Source organism: Achromobacter sp. (assembly GCF_057314935.1).
Map to the genome: position 1 here is coordinate 1 of NZ_DBHKZA010000032.1, position 24,432 is coordinate 24,432.

A 24,432-nucleotide genomic window follows, 5' to 3' on the forward strand; every position below is an offset into this window, starting at 1 on the left:
CGGCCGCTGGCCCGCCGCCAGCATCGCGACCAGCGTGTGCGTGCCGATGTAGCCCGCGCCGCCCGTCACCAGCACATGCAGGTCCGCCATGCCGGCCCCCGTCAAAGGTGCGCCGCCACGCCCGGCACCCACGCGTGCCGCGACCGCGGCGCCTGGGCATGGCCGCGATAGCGGTCGATCCAATACGACGTGGACGCGTCATGGCCCCAGTCCACCACGCCGGCCGAGACCGGCACCGCCAGTTCGCGTTCGATGCCGGTGGCCAGGCGCTTGCCCAGTTCCACGCCCCACTGGTCAAAGGGATTGATGCCCCAGACGACGCTCTGCACGAACACCTTGTGCTCGTACAAGGCCAGCAGCGCGCCCAGCCCCCGCGGGTCCAGCTGACGCAGGACGATCAAGGTCGACGGCCGTCCGCCCGGATGCACCATATGCTGCGCCAGGCTGAGCGCGCGTTCCTGGTCGTCGATATGCGCCACGTCCAGCAGCGCCTGTTCCAGGTTCTTTCCGCGCAGCAGCGCCTGCCGTTGAGCCAGGCAATTGGCCAGCAGCATGCGGTGCGCGTCTGGGCTGTCAGTGTGGCCCTGCAGGCTGGCGATGAAGTCGACCGGCGCGCCGTCTTCGCTTTGATGCAGCCACTGGAAGAAGGTGTGCTGCCCGTCTGTGCCCGGCATGCCCCAGATGATCGGCGCCGTCGGCACGCCAACGGCCGTGCCGTCGCCGGCGACCCGCTTGCCCAGCGATTCCATTTCCAACTGCTGCAGATACGTCACCAGATGCAGCAGACGCGCGCTGTAGGCGGCGATGTTCAGGGAGTTGTGGCCCAGCACGCTGCAGTTCACCAGGCCGGCCAGCGCCAGCTGGATCGGCGCGTTGGAGGCGAACGGCGCCTGCTGGAAATGCTGGTCCATCGCCTCGGCGCCCGCGCGCATGCCGATCAGCACGTCGGCGCCCACCGTCAATGCGATCGACAGGCCCGCGACCGACCACACGGAATAGCGTCCGCCCACCCAGTCGCACATCTTGAACACCTGGTTGGCCGGCACGCCCAGGGCGCGCGCGGCAGGCGCGTTCGCCGTGACCGCCGCCAGATGCTCGGACACGTCGGTCACGCCGCCCTGCTTGAGCCAGGCGATGGCGGCACGCGCGTTGTGCAGGGTCTCGGACGTGGTGAAGGATTTGGACGACACCACCACCAGGCAGCGGCGCGGGTCCAGCCCGGCCACGGCATCATGGAAAGCATGGCCGTCGATATTGGAGACAAAGCGGATCTGGCGGCGTTGCCCCGGGCCGCCGAAGGCCTGGATGGCCAATCGGGGGCCCCAATCGCTGCCGCCGATGCCGATGTGCAACACGGAGGAGAAATCGGCCGTCTGGTCGACCTTGCGGACGAAATCGGTCATGCGCGAATACTCGCAGACGGAATCCGCATCCAGGCCGTCCGGTTGCTCGCGGGTACGCCCGGCCCGCAACGCGGTATGCCAGGCCGGCTTGCCTTCGGTCCAGTTGACCGGGTCGCCCGCGAACAACGCGTGGCGCGCATCGGCCAGGCCGCGCGCCTGCAGCAGGTTCAACGCCGCCGCCTCCAGGGCGGGGGATTGCCGCTGCATGGTCAGGTCCACGCACAATCCCGCTGCCTCGATCACCTTCAACGTGCCGGCGTCCAATCCGGCGCTCTGCGCGGCCTGCGCAAACGCCTGCCACTCGGGGCTTTGCGCCAGGCCGGAATTGGCCCTTAACGCCTCAATCGCATAGTTGGCCTTACCCATCGCGTGATGCTCCTTAGAACGGTAAACGAACGTGAGGCGCAATGCGCCGGAACGCGTTGCGGAAGTCCTCCTCGATACGGGCCAATGCGGCCACGGTGTCTCCTTCAAAACGCAAAACCACCGTCGGCGTGGTGTTGGACGGACGCGCCAGGCCGAAGCCGTCGGCATAGTCCACCCGGACGCCATCCAGATCGTTGACGGAGATGGCGCCAGGGAACTCGCCCTGCGCGCGCAACGCCTCCACCAGTTCGAACTGCTCGCCTTCGGCGGTGTCCAGCTTGATTTCAGGGGTGGCGCAGGATTGCGGCAGGCTTTCCAGCAAGCCTGACGGGTCCGGCGCCGCCGAGAGGATCTCCAGCAGCCGGGCAGCGGCATAGATGCCATCGTCAAAGCCGTACCAGCGCTCTTTGAAAAACATGTGGCCGCTCATCTCTCCAGCAAGTAGCGCTCCCGTCTCGCGCATCTTGGCCTTGATCAGCGAATGGCCGGTCTTCCACATGGTGGCGCGGCCGCCCGCCTCGACGATGGCGCGCGCCACATGGCGGCTGCATTTGACGTCGTAGATGATTTCCGCGCCCGGGTTGCGCGCGAGCACGTCGCGCGCGAAGAGGATCAGCTGCCGATCGGGCCAGATGATCTGTCCCGATTTCGTCACCACGCCCAGCCTGTCGCCGTCGCCGTCAAACGCCAGGCCCACCTCGCAGTCCGAATAGCGCAGGCAATAGATCAGGTCTTGCAGGTTCTGGGGGTCGGCCGGGTCGGGATGATGGCCCGGAAACGAGCCGTCCACCTCGCAGAACAGCTCGGTCACTTCGCAGCCCAGCGCGCGAAACAGCGCCGGCGCCACCGCGCCCGCCACGCCGCTGCCGCAATCGATGGCGATCTTCATCGGGCGCGCCATGCGGATGTCGCCCAGCAGGCGGGCCGCGTAGCAGGGCTGGATCTGCATCTGCGTGCGTCCGCCCGCCACCGCGGCCGATTCGATCGGCAGGCGCATCGCGTCGCGCAAGGCCGTGATGCCTTCGCCGTACAGCGACGCGCCCTCCAGCACGATCTTGAAGCCGTTGTGCGCCGGCGGGTTGTGGCTGCCCGTCACGGCGATGCCGGCGCCCGTGTCCATCAGGCGCGTGGCGAAATACACCATCGGCGTGGTGGCCATGCCGATGTCGATGACGTGCATGCCCGCCGACCGCAGCCCGGCCTGCAGCGCGGCCGCCAGCTCCACGCTGCTGATCCGGCCGTCGCGGCCCACCACGATCGAGCGCGCGCCCTGCTCCCGCGCCTGGGTGCCTACCGCCATGCCCAGGCTGTGGGCAAAGCGCGCATCGATCTCGTCCGGCACCGTGCCGCGTATGTCATAAGCCTTGAAAACCGCATCCAGAATTTGCGGGGTATCCCAGCCAAAAGTTCCGTGCATGCCAGTTTCTCCGGGTGGCGTTATTTGGGGCCGTTCTGTTTGAAATCGCCGTAATACGCCGCACGGGAATACCGATAACTCCCATACTTGGACCGGAAGCCGAAGCGCTCCGGCATGAGCTTGAGGCCGTTGAACAACACCCCGTCCACCGGGGCGCCGGCCTGGATCAGCCGCTTGGCCGTTTCACGGATTTCGCCCACGGTGTTCATGCCGGAGCGCACCACCACCATGACCGCGGCCGCATGCGTGCCCACCACCGCCGCGTCGGGCGACGACAGCACGGGCGCCGTGTCCAGGATCACCATGTCGTATTGCGACGCCAGTTCGCGCAGCGTGGCGCCGAACACGGGCGAAGCCAGCAGTTCCGACGGATCGAACGTCACCGCGCCCGTGGCGATGAAGTCCACGCCCTCGGACACGCTGTGCTTCCTGACGCGCGTCAGCGGGATCGTGCCCGACAGCACTTCGAACAGGCCGTCTTCTTTCGGCACGCCGAAATAGCGGTTCAGCTGGCCCTTGCGGAAGTCGGCGTCGATCAGCAGCACGCGCTTGCCCACGCCGCCCTGGATGAAGGCGAAGTTGGCCGACAGGAACGACTTGCCCACGCCCGCCACCGGGCCGGTGAACATGACCATGTTGTTGGCGGACTGGCGCAGCGACGCCTGCAGCACATTGCGGAACGAACGCAGGCTTTCGATGGGCGGCGCGTTGCCCTGGCTTTGGGCCAGCAGCGCGGGCACGGTCGCGTTCTTTCGGCGGCTGCGGCGCCACAGTTTGTCCTGCATGTCGCTGTAGGGAATGGCGGCCAACACCGGCAGGCCCGTATAGCGTTCGACGTCCTCGGGTTCCGACAGGCCGCCGAACAGCGCGTTGCGGACGAAAGCGCACAGCATGCCGAAGATCAGGCCGATGGCCGTCGCCACGCCGATGATGATCGCGGCCTTGGGGCGCACGGGGCGGTCGGGTTGCACGGCCGCGTCCAGGATGCGCACGTTGCCCACCTTGCCGGCGCGGATCAGCCGCAGCTGCTGCGCGTTGTTCAAGAGACCCGTGTAGAGCTCGGTGTTGACGCGCACGTCGCGCACCAGGCGCACCACGTCCTGCTCCAGGTCCGGCAACTGCTTGATGTTGTTGCCGATGCGGCTGACATCGCCGGAGAGCGACGTGATCTGCCGGTCGATGGCCACGATGCTGGGATGCGTCGGCGCAAAGCGCGTGATCAGTTCCTGCCGCTTGGAACGCAGTTCCATCACCTTGGTCTGCGCGTCCACCGATTGCGCCAGGATCAGCTTGGCCTCTTCGCTCAGGTCGATCGTGCCGCGCTTGTTGCGCAAGGCGTTGTACTTGGTCTCGGCCGCGTCCAGCTCGCCCTTCAGGATGGGCAGCTGCTGCTCCAGGAACGTCAACGACTTCTCGGCCTGGGCCGACTTGCGGTTGACGTTCTGTTGCACGTATTCCTGCCCGATCTGGTTCAGCACGGCCGTGGTCAGCGCGGGATCATTGCCTTCCAGCGTGACGCCGATCACGCCCGAAGCGCGGCCGCGTTCGAAGATGCCCAGATGCGATTGCACGTCTTCGATGGCTGCCAGGCGCGAGCTGCGCGACACCGTGAACTCGGTGCCGGGACGGCCGGCCAGCGCATCGATGTGCACATCCATCGCGCCGCCGCCGGGCAACAGGAAGTGTTCCGGCTTGCCGACGGTGCCGTTGAACGTGGCGCCGGTGAACTTGTCGGTGAGCGTGTAGCGGCCTTCGCCCAGCGTGGTTACGCGAAAGGGCTTGCCCAGCCATTCATTGGGCACGTCCAGCTGCGAGATCGCGATGGACTCGCCGCCCCACGCATAACCGCCGCGCGGCAGGCTGGACGGGTACGGCAGCGCTTCGTAGCGCTGCGCCAGCCATTCGCCCACCACGGGGAAATAGCGCGGCTTGGCGTGGATGTAGAGCAGGAACTTGTCGACGGCCGGCCCGACCACCATGCGCGAACGCAGCACTTCCATTTCGCCGGAGGTCTCGGCCTTCGTGTCGAACATGGCGGAAACGTCGCCCAGCAGGCTGCGCGCCTGCCCATTGGGCATTTCTTCTTCGACCTGCACGATGATGTCGGCCGAATAGACCGATGGCGTCACCATCACGTATGCCAACGCGCCCAGAAAGGCGAGCAAGGTGATGGCGATGATCATCCACCGGTTCGAGACGATCGCATCCACGTGGGACGACAACGGGGTTTCCTGCTGGCGAGCCGGGACGTTCGGCTCGAATGATTCGATGGGCAACGACATGCAGCTCTCCAGACGTGGGCGCCGCCGCGGACGCGGCGCCCCCAAAGGCGTGGTTTAGGGTCTGGCGACCCCGAAAGGCGGACTAGTTGATCGATTTCACGGTCTGCACCGTTTGCGCGCTCGGGAACAGGTTGCTGATGAAGCGGTTCCACCGCACCAGCGCGGCCGTATCCACGAACACGACGTCTTTGGGTTCCAACTCGAACTTCGCTCCTACTGCCAGAGCTTGCGGCGACTTGGAGTTCAGATGGAACACCAGCGGCGTCGCCTGCTCGGTACTGCGGACCACAAAAATCTGCGACGCGTCGGCCGTGAGCTGGTTCGGTCCTCCCGCCATGCCCAGCGCCTCGGTCAACGACATGCGTCCGTCGCGCATCACCACCGTGGTGGGCAGGAACACTTCACCCATCACGAACACCTTGCTGTCGTCGCGCGGCGTGACACGCACGATGTCGCCCGACTTCAGCATGACCTGATTCAAGTCCTGGCCACGTTCGATCAGCGCGGGCAGGTTCACGCGGGTACGGCGGCCTTCACGAACGACATAGACGGCGCTGCGGTCGGCGGTGGGCAGCAAACCTCCCGCGCGGTTGACCGCTTCGAGCAGAGTCATCGGAATGTCGTTGATCGCAACCGTGCCCGGCAACTTCACCTCGCCTTCGACGTAGACGCGCTTGCTGCGATAGCCAAGCACGCGTACCGTGATCTGCGGATCCTGGATGTACTTGCCGGAACTATTGACTATGAGATTGCGCGCCTGAAGTTCCGTCAACCCCGCCACTTTCAGCAATCCCGTATAGGGAAATTGGATGTATCCAGTGGATGACACCGTATAGCCCGGAATGCCCGAGGCGGTATCTCCCATGACTAGTTCGGTCACCCCTGTCCCGATGGCGTAGGTTTGCGTCGGAAGGACGAGCTCGGGGTGATCCCAGACCACGATGGAGAGGATGTCTCCGGGGCCGATGCGGTAGGGCTCGGCACTGCCGACCAGGCGGTCCACGCCATCGTTGTCGATCAGCGCCTGGCGGGCGCGCAAGTCGTCCACGACCAGCGACGGCGTGATTTCCTTGATCGGGGCCACGGAGTTCGGATCCAGCGGATCTACGAGGTGGCCGGCATTAAAGGTCATACCGGGAGACAGGGCGCAAGCGCCCAGCGAGGACACGAGCGCGATAGCGGCGATGGCTCGGCTCAACGTTCCGAAAAATGTCGTCATGGCAAATCCACTGTGAATGACTTCGTTGCTTGGAATGGAGCCCGATGCGTAACGGGTTGCGACATTCCACTCTCTTTTCGAAGCCCCGCACATTCGACGGATGTCCTAAGCCTTCTCCTACATCGTTTGGAGGTTTCGGGTACGTCGTGCACTCAATAAGATTTCGTCGGTAGCCACATGTTTTGCGGCAGTGCATCGTTTTTTCCGGCCGCAAGAGACTCTCCACGAACAGGAGTGCGCGATGGACCCGTCCAACTCGGACACGTCGGCAAGATTCAGCGGAGCAAGCTATCTGTACCGCTTGCTCGATGCCGCGATCGTGATCACCTGCGGCCTGACTGCCACCGGTTTGAAATTCTCGGACGATGCTCTGGCGGACCCGCCGCAGATCCATCTGTTCCTCGTCTACTTGTGCGGCCTGGGCGTGATCGCCATCTTTCCCGCGTTCCGCCTGTACGTGTCGTGGCGGGGCCGCCTGCTGACGGATCTGGTGGTGCGCAGCCTGATGGCCTGGGCCACCGTATTCGCGCTGGGCATCCTTGTCAGTTTTCTCATGCACCAGACCGCCGCGATATCCCGCATATGGGCGGCTACCTGGTTCGGCATGTCGGCGCTGACGCTGGCAGGCGTGCGCATCGCCGTCTATGCGGCGCTGGGCGCGGCGCGCGACCGGGGGCTGAACAAGAAGAACGTCTTGCTGGTGGGCTTCGGCGCGCTGGGCCACGACCTGTGGCGCCGCGTCGAACGGTACCGGGGCGCGGGCTACACCGTGGCCGGCATCTATGCCGAACCGCATGAAAGCCTGCCGCCGCAAGTGCGCCGTCTGCAGGACCTGGACAACCTGCACGCCTTCGTCCACGAGCACAACGTGCGGGAGATCTGGATCGTCCTTCCGATGGAGGCAGGCCAGGAATTGCGTGAAGTGCTCTATCACCTGCGCAACGACCTGGTGGATATCCGGTGGATCCCCGATGTGATGTCGATCCAGTTGCTGGGCCACCGCATCGGCGAATTCCTGGGCTTGCCCGCCATCCAGCTCAACAGCCTGCCGGCCGCGGGCGTGCGGGGCTGGGCAAAGGAAGTCTTCGACCGCGGCTTCGCCTTTTGCGCGCTGATCGGCTTGTCGCCCCTGATGATCTCCATCGCGCTGATGGTGAAGCTGACGTCCCGTGGCCCCGTTTTCTTCACCCAGCCGCGGCTGGGCGTGGACGGCAAGGTGTTCCACGTCTACAAGTTCCGCACCATGACCGTGCATCAGGAGCATGGCACGGTCACGCAGGCGACCCGCAACGATTCCCGCATCACGCGCATCGGCGGCTTCCTGCGGCGCACCAGCCTGGATGAACTGCCGCAGTTCCTGAACGTGCTGATGGGCGACATGTCCGTCGTCGGGCCTCGCCCGCACGCGCTGGAGCACAACGAAATGTACAAGGACCTGGTGCAGCGCTACATGATGCGCCACCGGGTCAAGCCGGGCATCACGGGCTGGGCCCAGGTCAACGGGTTCCGGGGGCAGACGGACACGCTGCGCAAGATGAGCGATCGCGTCGAGCATGACATCTACTACATCCAGCACTGGACGTTCCGGATGGACCTGCTGATCATCGCCCGCACGGCCGTATCGGGATGGACGGGCCGCAATGTCTACTAAGCCTTTGGGATGGCCGGGCCACAGCGCCCGCGCGGACGACAGCCGCGGCGGCATGCTGGCCCAGGCCGACTTCCGCCAGGCGGTGGAGATGCTGCCGCTGGTGTCCATCGACCTGCTGCTGCGCGACGCCAATGGCCGCTACCTGACGGGCCTGCGGACCAACCCGCCCGCCCGCGGCGCCTGGTTCGTGCCCGGCGGCCGCATCCGCAAGAACGAGTCCCTGCGCAACGCCCTGCGCCGCATCGCCAACGACGAGCTTGGCCTGCCGATCGCGGCCGAGGCCTGGACCCCGCGTGGCGTGTACGAACACTTCTATGGCACCAATTTCGCGGGTGAAGCCGGACGCTCCACCCATTACGTCGTCCTCGCCTACGAGGCCGAATTGTCGTTGGACACCGCTTGCCTTCCGCAAGCCCAGCACCACAGCTACCGCTGGCTGCCTGCGCAAGAGATCGCCGCCGACCCCGGCGTGCATCCGTACACCCAGGCCTACTTCAAGGAGTGAGCGCCATGACGAATCCCCCTCCCCCCTACCGGGCTGTCATCCTTTGCGGCGGTTCCGGTTCGCGCCTGTGGCCGTTATCGCGCGAGCTGCTGCCCAAGCAGTTCATCCGTTTGACCGATGCCCGCAGCCTGTTGCAGAACACGCTGCTGCGCCTGGGCTCGGCCGGCGCCCAGGCCAAGCCGATGCTGGTGTGCAACGACGCCCACCAGTACATCGCCGCCGAGCAGACGCTGGAGCTGGGCATCAAGGACGCCGAGGTGATCCTGGAGCCCTTCGCCCGCAACACCGCGCCGGCGATCGCCGCGGCCACCTTGCGCGCCATGCGCGACGGCGAAGACCCCATCATGCTGATCATGCCGTCGGACCACGTGCTGGAGGACGGCGAGGTGCTCAGCGCGGCCTTCGCCGCCGCCTACGAGGCCGCGCGCCAGGGCGCGCTGGTTACCTTCGGCATCACCCCGACGGCGCCGCTCAGCGGCTATGGCTACATCCAGGCGGAGGAACCCGGCGTCATGGCGCCGGCCCGCCGCGTGCGCCGCTTCGTCGAAAAGCCGTCGCCCGAGGTCGCCCAACGCTTCATCGACGACGGCGGCTACTACTGGAATAGCGGCATGTTCGCCTTCCAGGCGTCGGTCTTCCTGTCTGAAATGGCCCGGCTGGCGCCGAAGATGCTCGAGCAGGTGCAGGCCGCCGTCGCCGCGGGGCACGGGGAAAGCGGGCTGTTCCACCTGGACGGGCCCGCGTTTGACGCCTGCCCCAGCGATTCGATGGACTACGCCATCATGGAACGCACGGACAGCGCCGTCGTCATCCCGCTGGCAGCCTCGTGGAGCGACGTGGGGGCCTGGGACGCGGTCTGGGGCATTGCCCAGAAAACGCTGGAGGGCAACTCCACCACGGGCGACGTCATGGTCGAGGATTCCCGCAATTGCCTGATCCACTCCACCAGCCGGTTGGTCGCTTCGGTGGGCCTGGACGACATCGTGGTGATCGAAACGGCCGACGCCGTACTGGTGGCCCATAAGTCCCGGTCGCAGGACGTCAAGCGCCTGGTCGAGATCTTCAAGACCCAGCACCGGTCCGAACTGAACCACCACCGCGAAGTGCAGCGCCCGTGGGGGTCGTACGACTCGGTGGGCCACGGGCCGCGCTACCAGGTCAAGCGCATCACGGTGAAGCCCGGCGCGCGCCTGTCGTCCCAGATGCACCACCACCGGGCCGAGCACTGGATCGTCGTCTCAGGCACGGCGCGCATCTACAACGGCGACAAGCAATACCTGCTGACCGAGAACCAGTCGACCTACATCCCGCTGGGCGAAACCCACAGCCTGGAAAACCCCGGGAAGATCCCGCTGGAGATCATCGAGGTGCAGTCGGGCGCCTACTTGGGCGAAGACGACATCGTGCGTTTCCAGGATATGTATGGCCGGGTATGAGCCCCCGGGCGGCACGCGCTTGCCAACCCCTCGGGCGGCGTCAGCCTCCTTGGGGGAGTCCGAGGACAAAGGCGCCTTCTGGCGTCCCGGCATGGCCAGGATCTGCCTGCCTGTGGCAGGCCTGTTCTTCGCCGTGCTGGTGACGGTGGGCAACCTGCCCGGCCTGGCGGCGGATATGTCCGATGCCTTTGGGGACAAGCGCCTGCACCTTGTGGCTTACGCCTTCCTGACCGCCATGATTTACCTGTCGGTCAACCGGCGCCCAGCCCTGGTGGCCATGCTGACGGCCACGGCGTTAGGTGCGCTGGATGAATCAATCCAGTCCTTTTTTCCCTACCGACAGGCTGAACTCTTAGACCTTTTGGCCGATATCTTGGCGGCTGGTGCAACAGTAATCTCATTGCACATCGGTTCCGCAGCCTTCGGCTCCTTTCGTGCAGTCACTAAGTCTTAAGGATACAACCATGCCAAAACGGGCACTGATTACCGGCGTTACCGGCCAAGACGGGGCCTACCTGGCCGAGTTCCTGCTGGCCAAGGGCTATGAGGTCCACGGCATCAAGCGGCGCGCTTCGCTGTTCAACACCGCGCGCATCGACCACCTGTATCAGGATCCCCACGACCAGCCGCGCAATTTCGTGCTGCATCACGGCGACATGACCGATTCGTGCAGCCTGATCCGCATCGTGCAATCCGTTCAGCCGGACGAGATCTACAACCTGGCCGCGCAAAGCCACGTGGGGGTGTCGTTCGAAGAGCCTGAATACACCGCCAACGCCGACGGCCTGGGCACCTTGCGCCTGCTGGAAGCCATCCGCATCCTGAAGCTGGAGGAAAAGGCGCGCTTCTACCAGGCCTCCACCTCCGAGCTGTATGGCCTGGTGCAGGAAACGCCGCAGAAGGAAACCACTCCCTTCTATCCGCGCAGTCCCTACGCCGCCGCCAAGCTGTACGCCTATTGGATCAGCGTGAACTACCGCGAAGCCTATGGGATGTACGCCTGCAACGGCATCCTGTTCAACCACGAATCGCCCAAGCGCGGCGAGACGTTCGTCACCCGCAAGATCACCCGCGGCCTGGCGCGCATCGTGCTGGGCCTGCAGGAATGCCTGTACCTGGGCAATTTGTCGGCCTTGCGCGACTGGGGCCATGCGCGGGACTACGTCGAAATGCAGTGGCTGATGCTGCAGCAGGACACCCCCGAGGACTACGTCATCGCCACCGGCATGCAATACAGCGTGCGCGAATTCATCAATACCGCCGCGCGCGAGCTGGGCATCCTGCTGGCCTGGGAAGGCGAAGGGCTGGAAGAGACGGCCACCGTGCTGTTCTCGCCCGTCCACGACATCAAGCCCGGGCAGGTGATCGTGCGCGTCGACCCGCGCTACTTCCGTCCCACCGAAGTGGAGACGCTGCTGGGCGACCCCACCAAGGCGCGCGAAAAGCTCGGCTGGTCGCCGCGCACCACGTTCGCGCAACTGGTCAAGGAAATGGTGGAGAGCGACCTGAAGGACGCGCGCCGGGACGCGCTGGTCGAGCAGAACGGCTACGAAATCTACGCCTACAAGGAGTAGCCCGCCATGACGAACCTGGACCAACGCGTGTTTGTCGCCGGCCATCGCGGCATGGTGGGCGCCGCGATCACCCGCGAACTGCAGCGGCGCGGCTACCCCCAAGTGCTGACCCGCAGCCGCGCCGAACTGGACCTGGAAAACCAGAACCAGGTGCACCGCTTCTTTTCGACCACGCCGGTCGACGTGGTGTACCTGGCGGCGGCCAAGGTGGGCGGCATCCTGGCCAACCAGAATCATCCGGTCGACTTTCTCTACAAGAACCTGATGATCCAGTGCAACGTCATCCGCGCCGCTTACGCGGCCGGCGTGCGCAAGCTGCTGTTCCTGGGTTCGTCATGCATCTATCCGCGCGACGCTCAGCAGCCGTTGCGCGAAGACGCCTTGCTGACCGGCCCGCTGGAATCCACCAACGAGCCGTACGCCATCGCCAAGATCGCAGGCTTGAAATTGTGCGAAGCCTATCAGCGCGAGTACGGCGCGCGCTTCATCTGCGCCATGCCCACCAACCTGTATGGCCCGCATGACAACTACGACCTGCACAGCAGCCACGTGCTGCCGGCGCTGATCCGCAAGTTCCATGAGGGCCGCGAATCGGGCCAGGACAGCGTGACGATCTGGGGCACGGGCACGCCGCTGCGCGAGTTCCTGTACGTGGACGATCTGGCCCAGGCCTGCGTGATGCTGATGGAGCACCCCGACGCCGAAGGCATCTACAACATCGGCGCGGGCAAGGACATCTCCATCGCGGACCTGGCGGCGCTGGTGGCGCGGGTGGTCGGTTACCACGGCCGCATCGTCTACGACACCGCCAAGCCCGACGGCACCCCGCGCAAGCTGATGGACTCTTCGCGCGTGCAGGCGCTGGGCTGGCGGCCCGAGGTGTCGCTCGTCGACGGCATCACGCTGGCGTACGGCCACTTCCTGCGGGAACGCGCCGATCAACCCCGACAGGCGCTGCCCGTGGCCTGACGGCCGCGCCAGCATGAACCACAGGCTATCCGATGCTTGGATTCGTCAGGAAACACATCGCCGGCAATGCCTCTTTCTGGGGGCTGGTGGAATACGGCATCGGCCCCGTCGCGGCGCTGGTGGCCCTGCCCATCCTGTTCCGCCAACTGGGCACGGTGGGCTTCGGCCAGTATTCGATGATCATCGCGCTGGCCGGCTTCGGCAACGCCGCCAACCTGGGCGCGGCCGTGACCGCGACCAAGCTGGTGTCCGAGCGCCTGCATGAACCGGGCGGCGCCTACCGGGCGGCAGGCGTCAGCATGTCGCTGATCGGTTGCGCGCTGGGCGTGGTCACGCTGGCCGCGGTGCTGCTGTGGGCGGTCGTCGGCCTGGGATGGCCCGCCGCGACCTTCGGCGGCGTGGCGGTGACGCTGCTGGCCATGCCGGCGCTGGCCATCTACCTGACGCAGCAATATGACCAGCTGTTCTCGGGGTGCCTGAAAGGGCGCGAGGATTTCCGCGCCACTGCGCTGTGCGAAGTCTTCAGCCGTTCCGGCACGATGGCGCTGGCTTGCGCCACGGCCTGGCTGACCGCGTCACCCACCTGGACAGGCGTGGCGCAGGCGCTCGGGCTGCTGATCGCCGGCACCGTGAAGATGCGCGTGTTCTCGCGCGCCTACGGACGGGTGCTGGTGCGGCCGGTGCGCGACCGCGCCGCAATGATGGACGCATTCAAATTTTCACGCTGGTCGTGGCTGAACAGCCTGAGCGCGCTGGCGTTCGGGTCCGTGGACCGCGTGCTGGTGGGCAGCCTGATGGGGCCGGCCGCGCTGGCGATCTATACGGTCGGCGTGCAAGTCGGCCAGATCATCCATACCGCATCGGTGGCGATCTTCCAGAAGGCCATGCCGCGCGTCAGCCGCCTGTCGGTGTCGCCGCCGTATGTCGGCGCGGCAGAGCACGAGATCCGCCGCATGATGCTGTGGAACCTGGTGCTGTCGACCGGCGCCACGCTTGCCGTGCTGGCGGTCAGCCATCCGCTGCTGAACCTGCTGCTGGGCGACAACGTGGCCACCGGCCATCTTGCCACCTTCCGTCTGCTGATCGTGGCGTCGGGGCTGCTGTCCCTGAATGCCGCGGCGCATTTCTCGCTGCTCGGCCTGGGGAATTCCCGCGCGGTCGCCATCCTGAACGGGTTGGGCGGACTGGCGATGCTGTGCGTCATGGCGGGATTGGTACACGCGGCGGGCGAGCACGCCGCGGCCTGGGGCCGCATGGCCTACGCGGCGATCACGCTGGCCGGCGTGGCTCTCGCCATCCGTCAATCCCGCCCCGACTTCCCGGGCGCATTGCCAGCGGCCACCCGATAACCCCAACATGTTGAGGTCTTACATGCGCAAGCGTCATAACGAGTACTCACGTCAGCTCATCGACTTCGTCCGCGAGCTCCGCCCGCCCGCGCCGATCGCCGGAGGCCTGTTGCCCAAGGTGACCATCGTGACTCCCTCGTTCAACCAGGCCAAGTTCCTGGAACGCACCATTCTTTCCGTGCTGAACCAGGGCTACCCGCGGCTGGAATACATCATCATCGATGGCGGGTCGACCGACGGCAGCGTGGACATCATCCGCAAGTACGAACGCTACCTGACCTACTGGGAAAGCACCCCCGACCGCGGCCAGTCGCACGCCATCAACAAGGGGTTCGAGCGCGCCACCGGCGACTACGTCGGCTGGCAGAACTCCGACGACCTGTACTTCCCGGGCGCGCTGCGCAAGCTGGGCACGGCGGCCGCGCGCGGCCGGGCGCCGATCGTCAGCGGCAACCTGTTCGTGGCCGACGCCAACAACCAGATCTTCCGCAAGATCCACTACACGCCCGTCAACCGCGGCACGCTGACCGTGGTGAAGGCGTCCATCCCCAACCAGTCCGCCATCTTCCGCCGCGACCTGCTGCGCAAGTACGGCCTGCTGCAGGAAAGCATGCGCTACTGCATGGACCTGGAGCTGTGGAGCCGCCTGCTGCGCGAAGGCAAGAACCTGATCGTGCCGGACGCGCTGGGGGTCTACACGGCGCATGACGAAACCAAGACCGCGCTGATGCAGGATGTGCTGCTGGAAGAGCGCGAACAGATCGTGACCCGCATCCGGCGCACCGAGCCGGGGCTGGGCCGGCTGTTCGAACTGTCCTGCCGGGCATCGAAGGTCGCGGCGCATGCGCGCCAGGGGGACCTGTCCTACCTGTTCGAAAAACTGACGACGAAGATCTTCGGACGCGACGACTGGGCCGCGCACTAGAGCCCCACCAGGACACCCACATGAGCCCGCACCGCCGCCTATCCACCCTGCACTTGCTGGGGCTGTTCGCGTTCACGGCCCTGGCCCTGAACGACGACCGCTTTATCCTGGGCGTGGGCAGCTTCAAGCTGTCGCCTTTCGACGTGCTGTTCGTCGCCATGCTGGCCGTCAAGGCGCTGCGGCTGGCCGAGCCCAGCGCCTACGCCTTGCCGCGCGGCCTGCTTGGCGCGCTGCTGGGCCTGCAGGCGATGTCGGTGATTTATCTGCTGCTGGTGTCGGTGCATCATCCCGGCATCGAGACAGGCGACGTGGCGCGCGACTTGCGCATCGTGTTCTATTTCCTGTGCACGCCGTTCCTTTGCTACAAGGACATCGACAGCCCCACCGCCTACGCCGTGCTGCAGAAGTACATCGTGGCGGCCTGCCTGGCCGTCGCCACGCTGATGCTGCTTGAGCAGCTGCAGGGCTTCAGCGTGGCCAACCCGCTGCGCAACGTGCGGCTGGGCGTCTGGGCCATTCCGTTCGGCGTCGTCTCGCTGCTGTACTTTCGCCGCACGTTGAACGTATCCGGGCCAAGGGCCTACGCCTTGACGGTGTACATGCTGCTGGCGCTGGTGTTCTCGCTGAACCGCAGCCAGTACCTGCAATTGGCGGTATCGGTGCTGATCGCCGTGCTGCTGGGGTCCGGCCCCGAGATCCGCCGGCGCGCCGTGCTGATCTTCGCGCCGGCCGCCGTCGCGGGCGTGCTGGTATTCGCCAGCATCGGCTATCTGGACGTGCTGACCAACCGCATCTTCAGCGTTGAAAAGCTGGACGAGGACTCCAGCTACGGCGCCCGCATCCAGGAAATGCAGGGGCAGATGGACTTCTTCGCCGAAAGCCCCGTGTTCGGCAAGGGCGCGGGATTCCGCAGCTGGGTCATGGGCGAGAACGGGTTCGAGCTCAGCACCTTCGCGCACAACTCGTGGGCGTTCTACCTGATGAAGTTCGGCGTGGTGGGCACCATCATGATCATGCTGCCGCCACTGCTGATCCTGCTGCTGACGCTGCTCAGGCGATACAACCATCCCGGGCTCGAGATGCACCGGCGCTACCTGCTGGCGACCGCCCCCATCTACATCTTCATCGATTCGCTGTCGGGCGGCCTGGCGTACGCGCCCAAGACCGCGTTCACCGGCTTCCTGCTGTGCTATTGCCTGTCGCTGATGCGCAATGCGCAGATCATGCCCGTGCCGCAGGCCGACACGCCTGGCGCGACGCTCACCCCCAGCCACCGTCCGGACGCCGCGCGCCGGGCGCTACCGCGAGTGATTCCCCATGCCTGATGTCCTGTTTGTCGCGCCCGACTTGCACGGCGGCGTCGGAAGATGCGTCGCCTTCATCGTGGACGCCTTGCCGGAACAGGGCGTCGATTCCGCGCTGTTCCTGCTGCGTTCGCGCAACCGCGAATACCCCGTCGGCAACCCGAAGGTCACCCGGGCGCTGCCGGTCATCGAATCGCCCACCAAGCTCAGGCTGATGCTTCCCGTGGCCTTCATGCGCCTGGTGGCCCAGATCCGGCGCGACAAGCCGGCAATCGTGTGCTCGCACGGCCTGCTGTGCAACATGCTGGTGGTGCTGGCCAGGAAGCTCCTGGGAGGCACGTTCCGGACCGTCGCGTTCGAGCACAGCAGCCCGGCCATCCATTACGGCGCGTCGCGGATGCGGCGCCTGAAGTGCTGGCTGGTCAGCCAGACCTACCGCCGCCATGACGCCGTGGTGGGCGTGTCGCGCGGCGTGAAGGAGGATCTGGTCAGCATGTTCCCGCCGTTGCGCGGCAAGGTGCACACCATCTACAACGGCGTACCGCTGGACAACGTGCGCAAGCAAGGCGCCCAGCGCCCGGACGGCGAAGGCGACAGCCCGTACCAGGTGGTGGCGGTGGGCCGGCTGGAAGCGGTGAAGGACTACGCCACCCTGATCGACGCCGCGGCGCTGCTGGACGATCCCGGCATCGCCTTCACCATTCTGGGCGAAGGTTCCGAACACGCCGCGCTGCAAAAGCGCATCGACGATCGCCCTTCCCGCACGTCGGTCACGCTGGCCGGCCACATCGACAACCCCTTCCCCGTGATCGCCGGTGCGGGCGCCTTCGCGCTGACCTCCATCCGCGAGAGCTTCGGCAATGTGCTCGTCGAAGCGTTGTGCCTGGGCGTGCCGGTGATCTCGACCGACTGTCCCCATGGCCCGGCGGAAATCCTGGATGCGGGCCGCTACGGCCTGCTGGTGCCGGTGGGGGACGCCGCAGCGCTGGCCGACGCGGTCCGCCGCCTGGCCTATGACGGCAGCATCCGCGAACAACTGGCCGCCCAAGGCCCCGAGCGCGCCGACGCCTTTTCCCTAGAGCGGCATTGCCGCAACGTCATCGCGCTATTCCAGCCGCTGATGCAACGCGGCACGCCTTGAACAGGACAGCATCATGCAGAAAATACCGGTTTCCGTAGTGGTCATGACGAAAAACGAGGAACGCAATATCGCCAAGTGCCTGAAAGCGCTGGTGGAATTCGACGAAGTGTTCGTGGTGGATTCCGACAGCACCGACGCCACCTGCGCGATGGCCACGGCGCTGGGCGCCCGCGTCTCGAACTTCCAGTGGAACGGCAAGTATCCCAAGAAAAAGCAATGGTGCCTGGAACAGCTGCCGTTCTCGCACCCCGTTGTGTTGTACGTGGACGCCGACGAGGAAATGACGCCCGCGCTGGCCGCCGAGATCCGCGAGGTGCTGCCGCGCTTCGCCGCCGGCGCCGGCGGCGCCTTCGTGCCGTTCGACTACGTGTTCTGCGGCAAGAAGCTGGAACACGGCCACCGCGTCTACAAGCTGGCGCTGCTGGCGCGCGACCAGTCCCGCTTCCTGGACTACGACGATCTGGACGTGGCCCACATGTGGGAAGTCGAAGGCCACTACCAGCCGCAGGTCAAGGGCGAGACCTTTGCGCTGCGCCAGCGCATGGTGCACAACGACCACGACTCGCTTTTCCATTATTTCGACAAGCACAACCGCTATTCGGACTGGGAAGCGAACCTGCGCACCAAGGGGCTGATGAACGACCCGCGCGAAGCCAACGTGGGCGCGCGCGCGCTGCTCAAGCGCATCTTCCAGGCCATGCCCTTCAAGGCGCCGATCTCTTTCCTGCATTCCTACGTGTTCCGCCTGGGCTTCCTGGATGGCAAGGCGGGCTACGACTATGCGGTGGCGCGCGCCATGTATTACTGGCAGATCCGCATCAAGACCGAAGAACTCCAGAAGGCGCGCCAGGCGCGTGCCGGGGACACACAGGCCGACACCGTGGCGGGAGCCGCCAAATGAGCACGCTTCAGCAACTGGATCGCTTTGCGCTGGCCCCCGGCCAGCGCGGCCGCTCCGCGTTGACGGTGCAGCTGTGGTGGATGGTGCAAGGCACGGTGTTCCGGTGGTCGCCGCAGGTGGCGTACGGTTTTCGCCGCTGGCTGCTGCGTTGCTTCGGCGCGCAGGTCGGCCGCAAGGTGCTGATTCGGCCGACCGCCACGGTGACCTATCCGTGGAAGGTCCAGATCGGCGACTATGCCTGGATCGGCGACGATGCCGTGATCTACAGCCTCGGGCCCATCCATATCGGCGCGCATGCCGTGGTGTCGCAACGCAGCTACCTGTGCGCGGCGGACCATGATGCGGGCCAGCCGGATTTTCCCTTGCGCGAACGCGCGGTGCGCGTCGAGGACGGCGCCTGGGTGGCGACCGACGTGTTCGTCGGCCCGGGGGTGACCATCGGCCGCGAAGCCGTGGTGGGCGCCCGCAGCTCGGTCTTTCGCAACATGCCGCCCGCGATGGTTTGCCACGGCAACCCGTGCCGGCCCGTCCGCCCCCGCATGCCGACGCCGCCATGAAGATACTGATCTACGGCATCAACTACGCGCCGGAACTGACCGGCATCGGCAAGTACAGCGCCGAACTCGCTGAATGGATGGCCGCTCACGGACATGAGGTCAGTGTCGTGACGGCCCCGCCCTACTACCCTCAATGGCAGGTCCACGACGGTTACCGCGCCGGCCGCTACCGCAAGGAGGCGCGCGCCGGGGTCACGGTGCGCCGCGCGCCCCTGTGGGTGCCGGCGCGCCCGGGCGGGCTCAAGCGCCTGATCCACCTGGCCAGCTTCGCGGTGTCGAGCGTGCCGCCGCTGCTGCGCGCGGCGGCCGGCAGGCCGGACCTCATCCTTGTGGTGGAACCCGCCTTGTTTTGCGCGCCTGCCGCCTGGCTGACCGCAAGGCTGTGCGGCGCCCGCGCGTGGCTGCACATCCAGGACTACGAAGTCGACGCGGCGTTCGAGCTGGGGCTGCTCAAGGGCGCCGGTTTGCGCGCCATGGTCAAGCGGGCCGAACGCTGGCTGATGCGCCGCTTCGACCGCGTGTCAACGATCTCGCACCGCATGCTGGACCTGGCGCTGGCCAAGGGCGTGGCGCCTGACCGCGCCGTGCTGCTGCCAAACTGGATCGACGTCAACGCCATCACGCCTCGCGCGGACGGCGGCGACTACCGCGCCGAACTCGGCATTCCCGCTGACGCAATCGTTGCCCTGTACTCGGGCAACATGGGCGGAAAGCAAGGGCTGCAGACGCTGGCCGACGTGGCCCGGCAGCTTGCGGACGACGCGCGGGTCTGGTTCGTGTTCTGCGGCCAGGGACCGGAACGCGCGCCGCTGCAGGCGCGCTGCGAAGGCTTGCCGCGCGTGCGGTTCCTGGACCTGCAACCGGCGGCCCGGCTGGGCGCGCTGCTGAACACGGCCGACATCCACCTGTTGCCGCAACGCGCCGGCGCGGCCGACCTCGTCATGCCATCCAAGCTGACCGGCATGCTTGCCAGCGGCCGCCCCGTCGTCTGCGGGGCCGCGGCCGGCACGGAACTGGCCGACGTCGTCGCGCATTGCGGACTGCTCACCCCGCCCGAGGATGCCGACGCCATGGCCCGGGCCGTGCGCACGCTAAGCCGTGATGCGCACGCCCGCGAAACCCTGGGCGCCTCGGCGCGCCACTACGCGCTGACCCACCTGCACGTGGACGCGGTGCTGGCGGCGGCCGAACGCGAGTTCGCGTCCGTCGTCGGCGCCAAGGCGAAGCCGGCATCCCTGAAAAGCCGAACCCGCGAAAGCGATACGTAGGATGGGTGGAGGGCGAGTTCAGCCACAACACAACCGCTGCCTGATGGGTTGCGCGCGCTGGACGCAAGCGTCCTTGCCCAATGATTCTCGCGCCCCACCCGCCCTACGGTTTCCCATCAGGTGATCGCGGCGGGGACAAGCGCCCCCGCCCCTATCCATTGCTGTCCGCTTTGCCCTGCGCCGGCGTACCGCCGCTTCTGACCAGTCCCATCTGCACCGCGATGTAAGCCGCTTCGGCCTGATTGCGCGCGTTCAGCTTCCAGTACAGCGTGCGCGCGTGGCTCTTGACCGTGGCGACGGATATGCCGACCTGCTGGCCGATCTCCCGCATCGTCTTGCCCTGCACCAGCAGCTGCAGTATTTCTTCCTGGCGCTGCGTCAGCTCGCGCAGTTCCTGGACCGGCGCGTGGGATACGGGCTGGGCCCGGCCAGCTGGCTGGGGATAGCACTCGCCGCCCGCCATCACCAGGCTGACGGCAGCAGCCAGGGCGTCCGGGCTGGACGCCTTGGGCAGATATCCCGCAACGCCGGTCCGCGCGCACACGCCCATGACCGAGGGATCCAGCACGGAGTACAGCACCAGGACCAGCCGGGGCATGAAGAAGGCCATCGCCTGGGAGATGAGCCCGATGTCCTGCTCGGCCATGCCGCTGCAACCGACGACCAGCAATTCCACTGGACGGTTGATCGAACTGGACATGTTGAGCAGATGGGCTGGCGAAATGGCCAGGATGTCGTCGGCGTTCCGGACACGTTCCAGTACATGCTGGATTGCGACGCGAAGCAGAGCGTAGTCTTCGATCAGTACGGTTGTCATCCCGGGAGGAACCTTGTGACGCATGGCCCATACACGGTTCCCGTCACATCGGCGCATCACGCTGCCAAGGCAGGTTGTGGCGGCGCGCCGGCATGACGGGAATCTCGTCCGCGCTATTGGATAGCGATCGCGAGGCGTTGTGATTCGCGCTCTCAACCCATGCTTGCGGACACAACCCATGCTATCAGCGGCTACGTCCGCTGAATCTCGGTCAGGTGGATGATTGGTGGAGGAAAGGCGTGCCGAGCGGCACGCCGGGCCCTGCTGTGTATGCCTTAGCCAGGATGGCTATGAGGACCCGGCAGCAACGGAACCTGTGCGTTCCAGGCTGCCGGGCAGGCAGCGCAAACTGCTACTACCCCAGCTTGCGCCCATAGATCTGCCCGGCGTCCGTATCCCTGCCATTGGGATCATGCCATTCCAGGGTCGCGCCACGCTGCAACGCCGCGTATACGGCCTCTCCCTTGTTCTTGACATGCAGACGCTGGTAAAGCGTGCAGGCATGCGTCTTGGCGGTGGCGACAGAAATATTGAGCATGCGGCTGACCGTCTTGATCGGATAGCCCCTGGCCAGCAACACCAGGACTTCGTACTGACGCGGGGTGATCTGGAGCAACTGCGCCCCGGCGCTGACCGGCATCGTGCCCTTTCCGGATGCGTCGTCGGCATCGCGGGAAGGCAAAGCGCAAACCGTAGCCGCAGGCGCCTGCAATGCCTGCTCGCTGGGAAAGCACTGCCCGCCAGCCATGACCAGGCGTATTGCGGCTTCCAGGATTTCGACCGAAGCGGTCTTCATCAGGCAGCCGTACACGCTTGCGCCAGGCAGGCCCTGCACCGGCATCGGCAAGGGCATCACGTCCGTCAGAAGCAGAATCCGCTTCGGGGTGAGCACACGCTGGATCTCGTGCAATGCGCTCCATGCCTCGTCGGTATCTACCGGCAACCCGTAGATCAGAAGATCGGCGCCCGCGTGCGCGCCGTCGGCCTTGGACAAATCCGCCAGGCCCATCCCCTCGATTTCCCACACATCGTCCAACTTGCTAAGTATCTGCCACAACCCCAACCGCAATAGCGGATGAGCTTCAATCAGGACCATCTTGGCCATGGTGTCCTCCCGGTTTTTCGACGGGCCTAGAAGGGATCTTCGCTGTGCTGAAGACTATTTTTTTTCCAGCCCCGCGGTGGGTGGTCCGCACTATCCCGGAATATCTAATGAAGCTGGACCGGGGCGTTTGGGCTGGGCAACTTTGGTAGCCAACATAACGGATGGCATGAACCCATCTTATGGTTCGAAACTGCCAAAATCAAGACGTTTCAGGGCGATATAATCCGATAAAAACAGAAATCATTCGTTAGCCTTAATCACTATCGTAAATACGGATGAGATGACCGTCTCCCCCTTTTTACCGCTAGGGTTTTCACCAAGATGCCACGGTGTTCCCAGGAGATCCCCCTCGGTGTTCACCCTGCGCAAGCGCAATGGGGACGGGGATGACGGGCGGAAACAGCCGAAAAAAAGCCGCGCCGGGGCACGCCCCCGCCGCAGCTCGAAAGTCCGGTTTTGGATGAAAAGCCTATCGATATGTTTCCACGGACACACGCTGCCCGTGCAGGCATCTTTCAATCGAAATATAGGTAACATTTTTATTTTTTTGCCGGAGGCGTCATTTACTCCATATAGGCGAAGTCAAATACCGTATGCCCCCCTTGATGATGCCAATGGTGCATTGAAGCATGACGCTTCCTTAAAAAGCTCGCGTAGTGGATTTCGCCGTCTGTTTCCACGTAGGTGGTTGGCGACAGCTCCTCGATCCGGTTCAGCGAGACGCCCTTGCCGTAGTGGCAAAAGCCTTGGTACTGGGCACAGCGGATGACGTCTCCCTCAGGCGAGACAACGATCCCAGCGTTGCGGGCCCGCATCGGGTTGCGCACGATCGGGTTGCAGGCGTGCGGCGTCCAGACGGTGGAACGAGGCGAATCCGAAAAAAACGCGAACAGCTCGTCACAGTGGCTTTGCCCGTCTGTTCGATCAATATTCGTTAATAACCACCAATATTCACCGTGTTTAAAAATAATAGTATCAACGGCGGATATATTGGTCATCAGTGTGACATCAAGCTCCCATTTAAGCGGAAAATCGGTGCATTTCCATAATTCAATACTTCGATTTCCGCACGTTTCCGGCACCATGTAGGTCACGCCGTCATGTTCGAATATATAAGGAAACGACAGGTGATAAGGCAGGTTCAGGGCGGTGCCAAGCAGCCGGAAAGCCCCGTCGGAGTAGGTCGCGACCGAAATCGTCCCCTTGCGGGAAGTGAAGTCGTAATCCTCGAAAAAAATATATGGTTTCTTGTCGTGGGTATATACAAACGGATCTGCGAAAAAACGCCCCTTCGGGGGTTGCAGCACCATTGCCTCGGATACCACCGCCTGTTGCCGGGACGAGGGGAACATGCCGATCCGCCATCGGACATTGCGTTTCATGATGCGGCGCACAATCAAATCCGATATTAACCAGGCTTGACGCGCGATATATGCCGCGCTGTCCCACTCCGCCGGATCCGCCCGGCGCGGCCCGCTCATGATCTGCATTTCGGGCGTCGCCAAGGCTTGCCGGGCGCGCGCCAGCGCCTGCAGGGCGTCGTAGACCATGAAATTTCCCAGGCTGAACGCCCGTGCCTGGTTTTTCAACCAGAACACTTCCGTGTTGAAACTGCGCTGGTCCAGGAGCTCATCCTGATCCGCATCCGGACCGACGCGCCAGAGTTTCACCGTGGTGTGATCCTCGCGTTGATAAACCTCCCAAAAACCGGCGTACCGGCTGGTCGACACCGCGATATCCGAATAGCTCAGTTGCCAGACGCCCAGACGCGCCCACCCCATCATCTGGGCGCGCGTCGCCAGCGACGCGCCCAGCGTGATCACCAGGTCCAGCCCCAGCGCGGCCACGACGTCCTCGCCCAGCGCGCCCTCTCCCGGTTCGCGCGGCGTCAACGGCAAGACCGGCACGCCGGCGGGCATGCTATGCCGCATGTCGCGGCAATTCGCCAGCATCTGGCGCTGCTTGACCGGCAGCAGCCGGGCTTCGAAGCGCGACAACGTCCCGAACAGCGCCTTCATGCCCAATCGCGGCGCTTTGCCCATGCCTTCGGGGGATATCACCAACAAGGCGGACATGTCGAAGTCCTGGCTGTGGATCAACCACTCCGCCATCTCATGCATCCAGCCGGGTTGCTCATACCCGTCAACCAGCAGTCCCACTCGGTAGGTCTTCATTTGTCCTGCTCCTGTGTCAGGGCGCACGGGTGGCCGCAGCGGCAAACGGGCCCGCGTCACGTATCGCCG

At 65.2% G+C, this 24,432-nt stretch carries 20 protein-coding genes; 13 read left to right on the forward strand and 7 right to left on the reverse strand.

Features of this window, described 5'->3' with window-relative positions; translation table 11 throughout:
* Nucleotides 1–101: 101 nt before the first annotated feature.
* The 4 genes from pgi to ACO6D5_RS13800 all read right to left on the reverse strand — a co-directional run bounded on the left by pgi (nucleotide 102) and on the right by ACO6D5_RS13800 (nucleotide 6,687).
* Nucleotides 102–1,769, reverse strand: a complete 1,668-nt coding sequence (pgi, locus tag ACO6D5_RS13785; RefSeq protein ID WP_315845307.1) for a glucose-6-phosphate isomerase — start codon at nucleotides 1,767–1,769, stop codon at nucleotides 102–104.
* A 13-nt stretch (nucleotides 1,770–1,782) separates the two neighbouring features.
* Nucleotides 1,783–3,186, reverse strand: coding sequence for a phosphomannomutase/phosphoglucomutase (locus tag ACO6D5_RS13790; protein WP_485825697.1), 1,404 nt, complete (start codon nucleotides 3,184–3,186; stop codon nucleotides 1,783–1,785).
* 20 nt (nucleotides 3,187–3,206) lie between these two features.
* A complete protein-coding gene (locus ACO6D5_RS13795) occupies nucleotides 3,207–5,468 on the reverse strand; it encodes a GNVR domain-containing protein (protein WP_006225572.1) in 2,262 nt (753 codons plus the stop codon).
* 82 nt (nucleotides 5,469–5,550) lie between these two features.
* A complete protein-coding gene (locus ACO6D5_RS13800) occupies nucleotides 5,551–6,687 on the reverse strand; it encodes a polysaccharide biosynthesis/export family protein (protein ID WP_315845305.1) in 1,137 nt (378 codons plus the stop codon).
* A gap of 241 nt (nucleotides 6,688–6,928) precedes the next feature.
* Here ACO6D5_RS13800 and ACO6D5_RS13805 point away from each other — a divergent pair, with 241 nt between their 5' ends.
* The 13 genes from ACO6D5_RS13805 (at nucleotide 6,929) to ACO6D5_RS13865 (ending at nucleotide 20,267) form a co-directional block, all read left to right on the forward strand.
* The gene (locus ACO6D5_RS13805; protein WP_485825698.1) at nucleotides 6,929–8,338 is read left to right on the forward strand and encodes an undecaprenyl-phosphate glucose phosphotransferase; all 1,410 of its coding nucleotides are present in this window, start codon (nucleotides 6,929–6,931) and stop codon (nucleotides 8,336–8,338) included.
* 52 nt (nucleotides 8,339–8,390) lie between these two features.
* Nucleotides 8,391–8,843 carry a GDP-mannose mannosyl hydrolase gene (locus ACO6D5_RS13810; protein WP_315845336.1) on the forward strand — a complete coding sequence of 151 codons (453 nt, stop codon included), beginning with the start codon at nucleotides 8,391–8,393 and terminating at the stop codon, nucleotides 8,841–8,843.
* Nucleotides 8,844–8,848: 5 nt separating this feature from the next.
* Entirely contained in the window at nucleotides 8,849–10,279 is a 1,431-nt protein-coding gene (locus tag ACO6D5_RS13815; protein WP_315845303.1) for a mannose-1-phosphate guanylyltransferase/mannose-6-phosphate isomerase, read from the forward strand.
* Between the two features lie 91 nt (nucleotides 10,280–10,370).
* Nucleotides 10,371–10,733, forward strand: a complete 363-nt coding sequence (locus ACO6D5_RS13820) for a VanZ family protein (RefSeq protein ID WP_485825699.1) — start codon at nucleotides 10,371–10,373, stop codon at nucleotides 10,731–10,733.
* 10 nt (nucleotides 10,734–10,743) lie between these two features.
* Nucleotides 10,744–11,853 (forward strand): GDP-mannose 4,6-dehydratase, encoded by a 1,110-nt coding sequence (gmd, locus tag ACO6D5_RS13825; protein ID WP_175174023.1) that lies wholly within the window; start codon nucleotides 10,744–10,746, stop codon nucleotides 11,851–11,853.
* A 6-nt stretch (nucleotides 11,854–11,859) separates the two neighbouring features.
* On the forward strand, nucleotides 11,860–12,822 hold the full coding sequence (locus ACO6D5_RS13830) for a GDP-L-fucose synthase family protein (RefSeq protein WP_485825700.1): 963 nt from the start codon (nucleotides 11,860–11,862) through the stop codon (nucleotides 12,820–12,822).
* A gap of 32 nt (nucleotides 12,823–12,854) precedes the next feature.
* Nucleotides 12,855–14,171, forward strand: coding sequence for an oligosaccharide flippase family protein (locus ACO6D5_RS13835; RefSeq protein WP_315845299.1), 1,317 nt, complete (start codon nucleotides 12,855–12,857; stop codon nucleotides 14,169–14,171).
* 22 nt (nucleotides 14,172–14,193) lie between these two features.
* Complete coding sequence (locus ACO6D5_RS13840; RefSeq protein WP_183012914.1) at nucleotides 14,194–15,096, forward strand: glycosyltransferase family 2 protein; 903 nt, start codon at nucleotides 14,194–14,196, stop codon at nucleotides 15,094–15,096.
* A gap of 20 nt (nucleotides 15,097–15,116) precedes the next feature.
* Nucleotides 15,117–16,421, forward strand: a complete 1,305-nt coding sequence (locus tag ACO6D5_RS13845) for an O-antigen ligase family protein (protein ID WP_485825701.1) — start codon at nucleotides 15,117–15,119, stop codon at nucleotides 16,419–16,421.
* Nucleotides 16,414–17,541, forward strand: coding sequence for a glycosyltransferase (locus tag ACO6D5_RS13850; protein ID WP_315845297.1), 1,128 nt, complete (start codon nucleotides 16,414–16,416; stop codon nucleotides 17,539–17,541). Before ACO6D5_RS13845 ends, ACO6D5_RS13850 begins: the two co-directional genes overlap by 8 nt.
* 13 nt (nucleotides 17,542–17,554) lie before the next feature.
* Nucleotides 17,555–18,442 (forward strand): glycosyltransferase family 2 protein, encoded by an 888-nt coding sequence (locus ACO6D5_RS13855; RefSeq protein WP_315845296.1) that lies wholly within the window; start codon nucleotides 17,555–17,557, stop codon nucleotides 18,440–18,442.
* On the forward strand, nucleotides 18,439–18,999 hold the full coding sequence (locus ACO6D5_RS13860; RefSeq protein ID WP_006225559.1) for a putative colanic acid biosynthesis acetyltransferase: 561 nt from the start codon (nucleotides 18,439–18,441) through the stop codon (nucleotides 18,997–18,999). The genes ACO6D5_RS13855 and ACO6D5_RS13860 overlap by 4 nt, the downstream gene beginning before the upstream one ends.
* Complete coding sequence (locus ACO6D5_RS13865; protein ID WP_485825702.1) at nucleotides 18,996–20,267, forward strand: WcaI family glycosyltransferase; 1,272 nt, start codon at nucleotides 18,996–18,998, stop codon at nucleotides 20,265–20,267. Before ACO6D5_RS13860 ends, ACO6D5_RS13865 begins: the two co-directional genes overlap by 4 nt.
* 151 nt (nucleotides 20,268–20,418) lie before the next feature.
* Here ACO6D5_RS13865 and ACO6D5_RS13870 read toward each other — a convergent pair whose 3' ends face one another.
* The 3 genes from ACO6D5_RS13870 to ACO6D5_RS13880 form a co-directional block, all read right to left on the reverse strand.
* Nucleotides 20,419–21,084: a LuxR C-terminal-related transcriptional regulator gene (locus ACO6D5_RS13870; RefSeq protein ID WP_315845294.1), complete on the reverse strand. Its 666-nt coding sequence runs from the start codon at nucleotides 21,082–21,084 to the stop codon at nucleotides 20,419–20,421.
* A gap of 355 nt (nucleotides 21,085–21,439) precedes the next feature.
* A complete protein-coding gene (locus tag ACO6D5_RS13875; RefSeq protein WP_006225555.1) occupies nucleotides 21,440–22,189 on the reverse strand; it encodes a response regulator transcription factor in 750 nt (249 codons plus the stop codon).
* 563 nt (nucleotides 22,190–22,752) lie between these two features.
* Nucleotides 22,753–24,363 (reverse strand): glucosamine inositolphosphorylceramide transferase family protein, encoded by a 1,611-nt coding sequence (locus ACO6D5_RS13880; protein WP_485825703.1) that lies wholly within the window; start codon nucleotides 24,361–24,363, stop codon nucleotides 22,753–22,755.
* Between the last annotated feature and the right edge of the window lie 69 nt (nucleotides 24,364–24,432).